The following is a 12,444-nucleotide window of genomic DNA, read 5'->3' as shown; positions in this document are numbered from 1 at the left end:
AAACTCTTAAGTAGCAAAGGCTCCAACAGAATCAAAAGCTTGTTTTATTAGAATTGCTTTTTTTAATCTCCATGATTCTTGCGTAGCAAGGATTATGGAGATTATTTTTTAGTAATTTATCATAGCTAGTCTGAAAGAGCCTTTTTCTTTCGCCATTTTGCCACAGTTTGTTTAACCGCTTCTATTTCCTCAAAATCCACCTGCATCACAGCCGTCTCAAATTCCACACCCAACGCGGTGCTAACTTCCAGGATTTCTACAAAACTGGCACATTGATAATCGGTATCTTCATACTGCTGAACTCGTTGCTGCTCAATTCCTAACAAATCAGCTAGTTCGCCTTGGCTCATTTTTGCTGCTATCCTAGCTTGAATCAAAGCATCAGGCAGCTTGTTTAAACTCTCAACTTTTATTTGAATCGGCTGGCTCTTGTCGCAATTAATTAGCCTTTCATATTCAGTAATTTCGGCTTGTAAAGCCATGAGATGAGATTGTTTTACATCACGAGAAAGCTGCCAACCATCAGGATCTTTCTTCTTGAGTGCTTCATCTTGATCTAACGTCTTGATGGAATATTCAAATTTTCTAGCACATTCTTGGCTGTATTCATACTGCTTTTCATTTTTAATCATGGTTCCCACCTCAATAAATCTATGGCAATAATTCCTTTTGGATTGAACTGTCTATCTCGCTGAAAAAATTCTATAGAAACTAACCCGTAATCTCCTACAGATTGATCGGAACGAAAAAGTTCACCTTTATACGTTAATTTCTGGGCGCTACGATCTAAATGATTTAGTAATCTAGGGGCATTTTTGCGGAGATAATCGTAATCCATATCTTCCGGCTCCCAACAGGCATCAAAATCACCCGGGTTTGGTTTACTGGTGACAAAACTACCATCAATATAAATAGTTCGACAACCTGCGGCTTTTAATTGGGTCATTGCCAGTTCCAAACCATCTATCATGTTCTGTCTCTTCAAGGTTGTACTAAATCTCTGCTGAAACTCTTCTCACTCGCAAAAATGAACTCCTGGTGGTAGATTGCCGTTTTTATCGAATTCTGGAATCACTTCCTCACACCTGTGTCACCAATCGATTGTCTGGCTATTAAGTGTATCACAATTATTCTTTATGACGTTTTAGTTACCATATTCATATTTTTATTTCGCCATTTTTCTACACTTTGTTTAACCGCTTCTATTTCCGCAAAATCTACCTGCATCACAGCCGTCTCAAATTCCACACCCAACGCGGTGCTAACTTCCAGGATTTCTACAAAACTGGCACATTGATAATCGGTGTCCTCATATTGCTTAACTCGTTGCTGCTCAATTCCCAGCAAATCAGCCAGTTCTTCTTGGCTCATTTTGGCAGCTATTCTGGCTTTGATTAAAGCATCGGGCAGCTTATTCAAACTCTCAACTTTTATTTGAATCGGCTGGCTATTGTCACAATTAATCAGTCTTTCATATTCAGCAATTTCTTCTTTTAACTCGTTAACTTGACTTTGATAGGAGTCTCTATGAAGCTGCCAGCGTACTGGTTCAGCTTTCAAGTTATCATTACTATCCAATTCGGCGACAGACTGTTCAAAGCGCCGCAACCAATCTAAGGATTGCTGATATTGTTGATCATTTTTTATCATTAGGGTGTCCACCTCTGTAACTCTATAGACAGAATTCCTTTGCGCGTATTCGTTCTGGTGTCAAATTGAAAAAAATCTAAATAGACTGTTCCAGCATCATTAGCTGGGTAATTAGCGGGAAATATTTCACCTTTATACTTACTTTTTTGTTCAGCACGTCGCAAGGCAAAATTATATAAAGTAGGCGCAATGAATTTCAGGTAATCTATATCAACCCCATCATCCTCCCAACAGGCAGTCTGGAACATTAATCCTATGAGGTTATAACTTGTTGAATTGGAATCTCGATCCAAAATTCAGTCCCTTTGCCCGGTGTAGAGGTACAGTTGAGAACACCATGATGATGTTCGACGACAATTTGATAACAAATCGTTAATCCTAAACCCACCCCTTGTCCAACCGCTTTGGTGGAAAAGAACGGATCAAATAGCCGTGCTTTTACCTCATCTGTAATTCCCTGTCCATTATCAGCAATTTGAATCACAATTCGGGGACAATTCATTACGGATAGTTTCTTGTCCTCATTCTGAATATCTAGCTGCGAGTCGGGCTGGTGTGAGGAATCTGGAGAGCTTTCTAATAACTCCGTGCGAATAGCAATAATCGGTGCAGGATAATCAGGATTATCTTTAAAAGACTGCTCCAAAACATCGATCGCGTTGTTGAGAATATTCAGAAATACCTGGTTTAGCTGTCCAGGATAACATTCTACCTGGGGCAAATCCCCATACTCGGTCAGCACTTTAATCTCTGGCTGGTTCCCTTTGGGTTTGAGGCGATGTTGTAACATCAGTAAAGTACTCTCAATTCCCTGATTTAAGTCAGCCTGTTTCATCTCGGCTTCATCCAGGCGGGAGAAGTTGCGTAAGCTGAGGACAATAGAACTAATCCGATCCGTTCCCCGTTGCATAGAACGCAGCAGTTTGGGTAAGTCATCAGCGATAAAGTCCACATCAATGAGTTCCTCTTGCTCGGCAATAGCCGCCGCCGGATTGGGATAATGCTCTTGATAAAGGCGTACCAGATTTAAGAGGTCATAAAAATAGGCACTGGCGTAGGTCAAGTTATTGTGAATAAAATTAACTGGATTATTCAGTTCATGTGCCACACCTGCCACTAATTGTCCTAAACTGGACATTTTTTCACTCTGCACCAGTTTGGCTTGGGTGGCTTGAAGCTGGTTTAGGGTTTGTTCAAGTTCTTGGGTTTGGGCTTGGGCAATCTCAGCGCTTTCACGGGCTTGGGTGTAGAGGGAGGCTTGATCGAGTGCGATCGTCAGTTGAGCGACAACCGCTTGCAATAGTTCCACCTCACTATTATCCCAGGGACGTTGTTCTGTCCCGTGAATACAACTAATCGCGCCAATGTCTCCCGCCCGGGTTTTAATCGGTAGGGACAAGATTGAGGTATATCCCTGTCGGGTTAAAAACTGTTTTAGGATCGGGTCATCACAAGTTTCCACATCATCAACCTGAACAATTTCTCGCTGGAGAATCCGCTGGGCAAGGGGGGCAATTTGCTCGGTTGAATGTTGACCGATAGAGCTGGATAAATTAGGTGTTCTGGCTTCTTTGACGACATCCCAATGGGGGGGTTGTGTTTTGAGTCGATACCAGAGAAATTGACAGCGATCGATTTTGAGTAGGGTGCGAATCGATTCTACTGCTGTTTCCAGGATAGTATGAAGTTCTAGAGAGTTGCGAATTTGATTGGCAAGCCCAAAAAGCAGAGATTCGCGACGGCTGAGTAGTTCTGAACGCGCCCAATATTGGTCAATGGCAACGGCAATGGCATTGGCAACCCAGCTAAAGGTACGCCGAGATTCTGAGTTAAGGGATTGATTCCCCAATAACATCATGCCACTCATCAGCCGATCTTCTACCACCGCCGCCAGTGCAGAAATCCGGCTGTGGCTGGGTGGAGCGGGGGTTGTCGGCATCGCCGGGGTATGGGTTAATCGGGAAAGGCGGGACCCTAAGCCCAAGGGTTTAAATGGGTTTGCCTGTTTTGCCACGGCTAAGGGGTTCATCTTCAAGGCGTGAGGTGTGGCTTTGTGGCGTGATTCTGCGGCGGGCTGGGGTTGACTAATCTCCCGCGAGACAACGACAAGTTCGGTTACTTGATTGGTTTGAGGATGGCATATAGGATTGATCGTGCTTTCTAGCCACCGATAATCGCCGCTTTGATGACGGATACGGTAGCGAATTGGCTGCTGATGTTGGCAATCCGTTGGGTTGGAGTAGATCTGTTTAATCGCGGTGACATCTTGAGGATGCACCAACTCGTCAATGGAATGTCCCACCAACTGATCAGATTCGTATCCTAAGAGGGTACGACAAGCGGGTGAAGCATATAAATAGACCCCATCTGTCCGATGTTGAGAAATCAGATCGGGAGACTTCTCAACCAGTAATCGGTAACGGCTTTCTCCCTGATTCAACTCCTGCATTGCCTGTTGCTGATGCCATTGTTCCAGTCGCAGGGCAATTAAATTCGCGATCGCGCTGGCAAAGGTTTTGTCTTGAGGCGTCCACTCCCTCGGACTGGATACGCTTTGTTCGTAGCTGAGAATACCGATTATTTTTTCATTTTGCCAGATCGGTACATCCAATCGCCCCAGCAATAGGGGACTGGTAAGACAACAACACGTCTTCGGTAATACAGGTGGACTGATATCTTTTCCCTGGTTTTGTCCTGGGGTTTTGTCCCAGCCATGATAGTGTTTACCATTCTCATACCGTTCCACACAATTAAGCTGAGAAGCTGCATCGTTGTACAACCATACGCTGACTCGCTCAACGTCTAATGCATCGGCGGCGGCTTTTGTCAAGTCACAAATTACGGTGGTCAAATCTCCGGCGTTGAGTCTCTGAGATTGAGTCAACTCGAATAACACCATCGTTTGGTTTTGCCAACGTTTGGTGTTGTTAATTTGAGCATCGTTTGCCAATTCCTTTGAACCCCTACTCTGCTTTCTAGTTGCAATCACTTAATCTATTTGTATTAGCAGCAGCATCCTGAGTAATAATTTGGTTGATCTGGGAGTTGAGTTCGGTGAGATAGCAACGTTCCCTCAAAAGATTACCCACATATCGCATAGATGTTCTCTCTCCCCTTCCGGGTGGAAGCGGCGACTTTCGAGCGTTAGTCACTCAGCCGCTATTCCCTAAACCCTGTTTTTGATTTCTTCCCACTACTCGGTCGAGATTACAGAAATTTACAACTCTCTTAATACATAACCCTAACCTAAAACGCTAGCAACGTCAGCTTTTGTGTAAGTAACTTTTTTATACCTGTCATATAAATTAATTAAATCTCCCAGGATCGTGAGTGATTTACTCAGACTCTCCTCTGGGAGATTGCTCTCACTACAGCCAACGTATTACGAAGATTTTATTTTGTATTACAAATAGTGTTGTATGAGATATTTGAATGAGAGAGTCGAGGGACACATAAGCGTCTGAGTATGAATAGTAGATGCACCCTGTTTACCCAACCTCTGTTAACCATCTCTCAACCAGGGTCAGAACCTGTAGCTAACAGAGGCTTTCTGTAACAACGGCGATTTGAGAAAATCTTTTGATGCCGCTGTAATACAGTTGGGTCATACAAACCATCATACACAGTTGGAAACGTAAATATGGGTATAAGTTTACGTTTGTTAATATTACGTTGTATTACGCAAACTTTCTCAGTCTGGCACAAGTTATTGCAGCTTCTTTTCGGGAAGCGAGTATGACGAATAACATCAAAGGTATTTCTGTAAGAAGAGGCTTAACTTCTGCTTCGTCGCCTCTGGCGCTTTGTCGAGTGGGGTCAAAATCGCGTACTTTAACGCTGAGTGTGCCTCGGATGGGGGGGGATTTTGGGCAAGACGCCGCACGGTTTCTTGAATCACCTGTTGAGCATTCGTCGCATTGCGCCGTAAATTGCCAATCACCATTTCTACGGTTACGCTGTCATGATCAGGATGCCAGCAATCATAATCGGTGACTAGGGCTAAGGTGGCGTAGGCGATTTCGGCTTCTCGCGCTAGTTTTGCCTCGGGTAAATTCGTCATTCCAACCACCGTTGCACCCCAACTCCGGTAGAGATGGGATTCAGCTTGAGTGGAAAAGGCGGGTCCTTCCATACAGATGTATGTGCCACCGCGATGCAGGGTGACATCAGTTAACTGTAAGCTAGCCACCGCATCAGCTAAAACCCCGGCGAGTTGATGACATACGGGTTCAGCAAAGCCAATATGTGCCACAATCCCCTCACCGAAAAAGGTAGATACACGATTTTTGGTGCGGTCAATAAATTGATTGGGTATGACCATATCTAAAGGTTTGGCTTCTTCCTGGAGGGAGCCCACGGCTGAGGCGGAAATCAGATACTTAACACCCAACTGTTTCATCGCGTGGATATTGGCGCGGAAGGGTAATTCAGTGGGCATGAGATGATGGTTACGACCATGACGGGCAAGAAAGGCAACGGTCGTTCCTTCTAGAGTACCCACAATTAAATCATCAGACGGCTTGCCAAAGGGGGTATCCACTTGCACCTCTTGCACATCTTTGAGGGCATCCATTTGGTAAAGTCCGCTACCGCCAATAATACCAATCGTTGCCTGTACCATTCTGCCTACCTTTTGCTGCGACAATGCCCAGATATTGTATCGGGAAATGGGTCGCGATCGCTCTAATTTGAGTTATTCCCTGATTTTGCCAGATGCGGTGAAAATTAGGCTACCCTTTTACCTAATCCCGCCGCCCATTTCCCGTTGCACCCGCTATGAGTAACCGCCACTGGCTAAAGATTACCGAATACCTTTTCCTCGCTGGTTCAGGATTGGGAACGGTTATCGCCGCCGCTACTCAGCAGGCGGTTTACGCCGCCGCACCGATTACGATTACTCTGGGATTGAATCTAGCTAATCGAGGGCGATTTGATCAGAAGACTCATCAACAGACAGAAACAGCGATCGCACTCCTCCAGCAACGAGTTACTAACTTAGAATCTCTCCCATCCCAGATTGCAGAATTACAGAGTGTGATCGCACAACTCCAACAACAAGTTACTAACTTAGACTCTCTCCCATCCCAGATTACGGAATTACAGAGTGCGATCGCACAATTCCCAACCCTAGAACCCAATTCTCCCACGATTGAGCCTGCTGTAGAAATTCAACCGCTTTTACCAGACACCATTCCCCGATGGCAATGTGTCAACACCCTAACCGGAAATTTAGCGCCAATTACCACGCTTACACTTCATCCAGACGGGCAGATTATCGCCACTAACACGATTAACAATACAATCCAATTGTGGGATATTCAAACTGAACAAAAACACCTCATCCTTAAAGGACATTCCCAGCCAGTTTTATCCATCGCCTTTAATCCTCACGCACAAACCTTAGCCAGTGGTAGTGCGGATCATACGATTAAGCTGTGGGATACTCGTACTGGACAGCAAAAACGCAGTCTAAAGGGCTATTTTTACTATTTTCTCGCCGTCGCCTTTAGTCCCGATGGTTTAACCTTGGCAAGTGGGAGTGCTGACTGTACTGTTAAACTTTGGGATGCTAATACGTTAGCCCAAAAACGCATTTTTAAAGGACATGGGGACAAAGTTCATACAGTAGCCTTTAGTCCCGATGGACAAATCCTAGCGAGTGGGAGTCGGGATGGCATGATTAAACTCTGGGATGTGCGTTCCTCTGTTCGCAACGATACGATCACACTCAACGGACATCAAAGGGGAATTTATGCGGTCATATTTAGCCCCGATGGACAATGGCTGGCGAGTGGAAGTGCAGACTGGACGATTAAATTATGGGACATGAGAACTGGACAGGAAAGATATACATTAAAGGGACATACTGATGAGGTGCGCTGTCTTGCCTTTAGTCGGGATGGGAAAACCTTAGTCAGTGGAAGTTGTGACCAAACCCTGAAACTCTGGAATCTGGAGGATGGGGAGTTAATTGACACTTTATCTGACCATGCGGGTGCAGTAACATCCGTGGTTTTCAGTCCCGATGGACAGCGATTGATTAGTGGGAGTAGCGACAAGACCATTAAGATCTGGCGTAGGCTTGAAGAGTGCGATCGCGCCTAAACTCCAGTCCAGTCAACCTTGCGCCGCGATCAAGATTCTATCTGTCAATAACTTGATAACATAATACAATGTTTTATAGTCCCCTCTTCTCTATAGCTAACCTCAAGAATTGTAAACTATTTTCTTTGATGTTACCCCTATTACTCGGTAATTCCATAAATAAAGTAGGTGCTATATATGACTTTTATCAACCCCAAAACAGACTTTGCTTTCAAAAAAATATTCGGCTCTACCGATAGTAAAGACATCCTGATTAGCTTTTTAAATGCGCTTCTATACGAAGGTAATCCAACCATCGAAGACTTAGAGATTATCGATCCGTATTTGCCGCCGAGTATTCCTGGTCTAAAAGACACATTTTTGGACGTTAAGGCGAAAATCACCGGAAACAAAATCGTTATCATTGAAATGCAAGTATTAAATGTCGTTGCTTTTGATAAACGAGTTGTCTTCAATGCGGCTAAAACCTTTGCGACTCAACTTAAATCGGGAGAAGGATACTCAAGACTGAATTCTGTCATTGCTTTAACGATTACAGATTTTCAGATGTTTCCCCAGCGAAATAAAGTTATTTCTCGATTTACTTTTGCCGATATGGAGGATTTATTCATATATCCGGAACATCCTTTAGAATTGATTTTTGTAGAGTTGCCGAATTTTCAGAAAGATTTAAATGAATTGGAAACATTAACCGATAAATGGATTTATTTCATGAAACAAACGAGCAACTTAGATAGTGTACCGGAAACAATGGATGAAGTTGCTGCTATTCAGAAAGCGTTTAGAATTGCTAATCAAGCGAACTTAAGTCTGGAAGAGTTGGAAACGCTAGAAAAGCAGCAGATGTTTCTAGAAGACCAACGTGGCGCTATTTTGAAAGGCATTGAACAAGGTTTAGAGCAAGGTTTAGAACAAGGTTTAGAGCAAGGTAAACAAGAAGGAGAAATTGGAATAATCTTACGTTTATTAGAACGTCGTATCGGAGCGATCGCGCCGGAACTGCAAACCCGCCTCCGTCAATTATCCTCTGGGCAACTAGAAGCCTTAGCCGATGCTGTCCTAACCTTCACTGATGTTAGCGATTTAACCGCTTGGTTACAAGATAATACCCAGAGTTAAACTGAGAAGAATAAGGGACGCGATCGCTGTCTCTGTCGCCAGTGCGTCGAAGGTTTACTATAGATACATACAGTACACTCGTGCATTCCTACGGCTTGGATTCAAATGACACATGACATAAACAAATGACATAAACAAATTATGAGCTACTGTCTCAACCCTAAATGCCTACAGCCTGAGAACCCCGATGGTAATCGATTTTGCCAAAGTTGTGGGTCAAATTTGCTATTGAGAGAGCGTTATCGGGGGCTTCGATTGATTGGACAGGGGGGATTTGGCAGAACGTTTTTAGCTGTGGATGAGGATAAACCGTCTAAGCCGCATTGTGTCATCAAACAATTTTATCCTCAAGCTCAAGGAACCGATACTGTCCAGAAAGCGGCGGAACTGTTTGAGCAAGAAGCGGTGCGTCTTGATGATTTAGGCTACCATCCCCAAATTCCAGAACTGTTTGCCCATTTTAATCGGGATAATCGCCAGTATTTGGTACAAGAATATATTCCGGGGTACGATTTAGCTCAAATGTTAATCGATCAAGGTGCTTTCACTGAACAGCAAATTCGAGACTTACTCAATAGTTTGTTGCTATTGCTAGATTTTATTCATAGTCATAATGTTATTCATCGGGATATTAAGCCAGCCAATGTGATTTGTCGTTCTTGCTCAAATTTCCGGGGAGCCAGAAAAGGACAACTGGTACTTGTGGATTTTGGTGCGGCTAAATTTGCTACGATTACCGCTCTCACTCGCAAAGGAACGATTATTGGTTCGGCTGGCTATGCGGCACCAGAACAGGCGTTAGGACAAGCGTTTTTTGCGAGTGATTTGTATAGTCTGGGTGTCACTTGTATTCATCTGTTGACTCGACGCCATCCCCTAGAACTTTATTGTGTGAATGAGGGGGATTGGGTGTGGCGAGATTATTTAACTACATCCCTGAGTCCGGAATTAGAGCAAATTCTCGATAAATTGTTGCAACGTCCCGTCCGGCGGCGCTATCAAAAAGCGCGAGATGTTTTACAGGACTTGAATCCTGATTCACTGACGACACGTCACCGCTATTTTGCTCAAGTTCAAAGGCTAACTATACCGAAAATTAATCAACTTATTACTCAGAAAAAAACGTGGAAATGCATTCATACGCTCATCGGTCATTCAAGTTCGGTTTGTTCAGTGGCAATTAGTCCCGATGAACAATGTATGGCGAGTGGAAGTTTTGATAAAACGGTTAAATTGTGGAATATTCAGACAGGGGAATTGTTGCATACGCTGATCAAACATATAAAACCTGTGTTGTCGGTGGCGTTTAGTCCTGACGGTCAAATTTTGGCGAGTGGTAGTGTGGATGACACGCTCGAATTATGGCAGTGGCAATCCGGTTTTGTAAGCTGTACGATCACGGATTATTTCGATGCGAGAGTGTCGATATGTTTGGCAATTAGTCCTGATGGGCAATTCCTGGCAAGTGGTAGCGATCGCCAAATCATTAAAGTCTGGCAAATTGATACGGGAAATTTACTCCACACCTTCCACTATTCACGCGGGATTAATTCAGTTACTTTTAGCCCCGATGGGCAATTTTTGGTGAGTGGGAGTAGTGATAACACGGTGCAGTTATGGTGTCTGGATAATGGTGAATTAGTCAATACTTTTACAGGTCATGAACGGGATGTCAATTCTGTGGCGATTAACCCCCAGGGAAAAATACTCGCCAGTGGTAGCAGCGATACGACGATTAAATTATGGCATTTAGGGAACGGTAAACTCTTGGCTACTCTCAGAGGACATGGGGATTGGGTGCGAACGGTAAGATTCAGTCATAATGGACGAATGCTGGTTAGTGGTAGTGCTGATGCCACAATTAAGGTGTGGGATTTGCATGGTGGTAAGGTGGCGGCGACGTTAGCGGGACATACCAGGGATGTGAATTCGATTGCATTGAGTCAAGATGGACAAATGATTATCAGTGGAAGTGGCGATGGCACAATTAAGATTTGGCGATATGGGCAATAGGGAACAGGGAACAGGGAATTAAAATTCATAATTCATCAGTTTTATGGATCAGCTTAATCAGTATTATGTAATTTTGGGACTGCAACCGGGTGCGTCTTTAGAAGAAGTTAAACAAGCTTATCGGGAATTAGCTAGACGTTGGCATCCGGATCGTTTTCCTGATGATCCGCAACGACAAGCTAAAGGACAAGAGAAACTTAAAAAAATAAATGAGGCTTACCAAAATCTGAAGTCATACACTCCGGTGTTACCTCAGCCAGAGGTTGACCAGGATGTGGATGCGACAACCTATTACCAGTGGGGAATGGAACTGGCAAAGGATTGTCAATATCAGCAAGCAATCGACTATTTTAGTAAAGCGATTTGGCTGGATGTGGATTTAGTTAAAGCCTATAAATATCGCGGACTGGCGTATTCTCAACTGGGCGAACACCGACAGGCGATCGCGGATTTTAATCAAGCCGCTAGTCTGTATTGGCAATACCAAGATTTGCGAGACTATCAAGATGTCCTTTTCTGCATTAGTAAGCTACAAAATGTAGTCTTGCAGCCACTCCAGCAGAACTGGCGCTGTGTTCATACTCTTAAAGGTCATACTTACTTTGTCTACGCTGTTGCGATTAGTCCAGATCGAGAAACAGTGGTTAGTGGTAGTACAGATGGAACCATTAAATTATGGGATGTGCAAACGGGAAAGGAACAGCAAACTCTCAAAGGACATGCAGGTAGGTTTGGCTATGTTCAATCCATTGCGATTAGTCCCGATGGGCAAATTTTGGTGAGTGGGGGGAATGATAAAACGATTAAACTTTGGCAACTTAGTACCGCAAAGGAACGACGAACCTTAACCGGACATTCAGGTTTATTTGCTGGAATTAAGTCGGTGACAATTAGTCCCGATGGTAAGTTAATTGCCAGTGGTAGCGATGATAAAACGATTAAACTTTGGTCTCTGATTAAAGGGCGAGAACTACGCACGTTTAAGGGTCATACTGCTGGAGTCAATGGGGTGGCAATTAGTCCAGATGGCAAGATTCTCGCCAGTGGGAGTAGCGATAAAACAATTAAGTTATGGCAGGTGGGAAAGGCGCGGGAATTACATACACTTACTGGTCATACTGATACCGTAAATGGGGTAGCCTTTAGTTCTGATGGGCAGATTCTTGCCAGTGGGAGTGCCGATGGAACGATTAAACTTTGGCAACTCAGTAGTGGACGGATACTGCGAACCTTAAAGGGGCATCATGATCGGGTTAATGCGGTGGCATTTAGTCCTGATGGGCAGATTCTTGCTAGTGGTAGCGCTGACAAAACGATTAAATTGTGGCAGGTTAGAAAAGGACGGAAACTTCGCACCCTCAAAGGTCATGCGGCTGCTGTACATGCCGTGGCGATTAGTTTAGATGGGCAAATTCTTGTCAGTGGAAGTGCGGATAAAACCATTAAGATTTGGCGATGTGATTGAATTAGGAATTTGAATTCCCTCCCCTTGATAAGGGGAGGGTTAGGGAGGGGTTTGTCTTAAGGTATTGCTTTCTGGTAGAATCTGTTATGCTG

Annotated in this window: 9 protein-coding genes and 1 pseudogene; 4 read left to right on the top strand and 6 right to left on the bottom strand. The window is 44.0% G+C overall.

Translation table 11 applies throughout. From position 1 onward, the window contains the following. Nucleotides 1–125 precede the first annotated feature (125 nt). From RID53_RS24645 to RID53_RS24620, 6 genes and pseudogenes are all read right to left on the bottom strand, one after another. Nucleotides 126–632: a helix-turn-helix transcriptional regulator gene (locus tag RID53_RS24645; RefSeq protein ID WP_446390598.1), complete on the bottom strand. Its 507-nt coding sequence runs from the start codon at nucleotides 630–632 to the stop codon at nucleotides 126–128. Next, nucleotides 629–1,075, bottom strand: a pseudogene (locus RID53_RS24640) (DUF6932 family protein). The gene RID53_RS24645 and the pseudogene RID53_RS24640 overlap by 4 nt, the downstream one beginning before the upstream one ends. Nucleotides 1,076–1,134: 59 nt before the next feature. Continuing rightward, nucleotides 1,135–1,650 carry a helix-turn-helix transcriptional regulator gene (locus tag RID53_RS24635; protein WP_006106203.1) on the bottom strand — a complete coding sequence of 172 codons (516 nt, stop codon included), beginning with the start codon at nucleotides 1,648–1,650 and terminating at the stop codon, nucleotides 1,135–1,137. Next, nucleotides 1,650–1,898 carry a DUF6932 family protein gene (locus tag RID53_RS24630; RefSeq protein ID WP_446390597.1) on the bottom strand — a complete coding sequence of 83 codons (249 nt, stop codon included), beginning with the start codon at nucleotides 1,896–1,898 and terminating at the stop codon, nucleotides 1,650–1,652. Before RID53_RS24630 ends, RID53_RS24635 begins: the two co-directional genes overlap by 1 nt. Before the next feature lie 5 nt (nucleotides 1,899–1,903). Continuing rightward, nucleotides 1,904–4,639 carry a GAF domain-containing protein gene (locus RID53_RS24625; RefSeq protein WP_446390596.1) on the bottom strand — a complete coding sequence of 912 codons (2,736 nt, stop codon included), beginning with the start codon at nucleotides 4,637–4,639 and terminating at the stop codon, nucleotides 1,904–1,906. A gap of 759 nt (nucleotides 4,640–5,398) precedes the next feature. Continuing rightward, nucleotides 5,399–6,271 (bottom strand): S-methyl-5'-thioadenosine phosphorylase, encoded by an 873-nt coding sequence (locus RID53_RS24620; protein WP_446390595.1) that lies wholly within the window; start codon nucleotides 6,269–6,271, stop codon nucleotides 5,399–5,401. 155 nt (nucleotides 6,272–6,426) lie between these two features. On the opposite strand from RID53_RS24620, the gene RID53_RS24615 reads away from it, so the two are divergent. The 4 genes from RID53_RS24615 (at nucleotide 6,427) to RID53_RS24600 (ending at nucleotide 12,352) form a co-directional block, all read left to right on the top strand. Beyond that, on the top strand, nucleotides 6,427–7,755 hold the full coding sequence (locus RID53_RS24615; RefSeq protein WP_446390594.1) for a WD40 repeat domain-containing protein: 1,329 nt from the start codon (nucleotides 6,427–6,429) through the stop codon (nucleotides 7,753–7,755). Between the two features lie 177 nt (nucleotides 7,756–7,932). Continuing rightward, on the top strand, nucleotides 7,933–8,874 hold the full coding sequence (locus tag RID53_RS24610) for an Rpn family recombination-promoting nuclease/putative transposase (RefSeq protein ID WP_446390593.1): 942 nt from the start codon (nucleotides 7,933–7,935) through the stop codon (nucleotides 8,872–8,874). Between the two features lie 141 nt (nucleotides 8,875–9,015). Next, nucleotides 9,016–10,887: a protein kinase domain-containing protein gene (locus RID53_RS24605; protein WP_446390592.1), complete on the top strand. Its 1,872-nt coding sequence runs from the start codon at nucleotides 9,016–9,018 to the stop codon at nucleotides 10,885–10,887. Between the two features lie 43 nt (nucleotides 10,888–10,930). Beyond that, nucleotides 10,931–12,352 (top strand): WD40 domain-containing protein, encoded by a 1,422-nt coding sequence (locus tag RID53_RS24600; protein WP_446390591.1) that lies wholly within the window; start codon nucleotides 10,931–10,933, stop codon nucleotides 12,350–12,352. Nucleotides 12,353–12,444 lie beyond the last annotated feature (92 nt).

Origin of the sequence: Coleofasciculus sp. B1-GNL1-01, assembly GCF_040220235.1 — a bacterium.
Lineage (GTDB): Bacteria > Cyanobacteriota > Cyanobacteriia > Cyanobacteriales > Coleofasciculaceae > Coleofasciculus.
This window is presented reverse-complemented; position numbering and strand designations above follow the sequence as displayed.

Coding starts and splice junctions, on each gene's coding strand:
- RID53_RS24645 (WP_446390598.1), bottom strand. CDS start 632: ATGATTAAAAATGAAAAGCAGTATGAATACAGCCAAGAATGTGCTAGA.
- RID53_RS24635 (WP_006106203.1), bottom strand. CDS start 1,650: ATGATAAAAAATGATCAACAATATCAGCAATCCTTAGATTGGTTGCGG.
- RID53_RS24630 (WP_446390597.1), bottom strand. CDS start 1,898: ATGTTCCAGACTGCCTGTTGGGAGGATGATGGGGTTGATATAGATTAC.
- RID53_RS24620 (WP_446390595.1), bottom strand. CDS start 6,271: ATGGTACAGGCAACGATTGGTATTATTGGCGGTAGCGGACTTTACCAA.
- RID53_RS24615 (WP_446390594.1), top strand. CDS start 6,427: ATGAGTAACCGCCACTGGCTAAAGATTACCGAATACCTTTTCCTCGCT.
- RID53_RS24610 (WP_446390593.1), top strand. CDS start 7,933: ATGACTTTTATCAACCCCAAAACAGACTTTGCTTTCAAAAAAATATTC.
- RID53_RS24605 (WP_446390592.1), top strand. CDS start 9,016: ATGAGCTACTGTCTCAACCCTAAATGCCTACAGCCTGAGAACCCCGAT.
- RID53_RS24600 (WP_446390591.1), top strand. CDS start 10,931: ATGGATCAGCTTAATCAGTATTATGTAATTTTGGGACTGCAACCGGGT.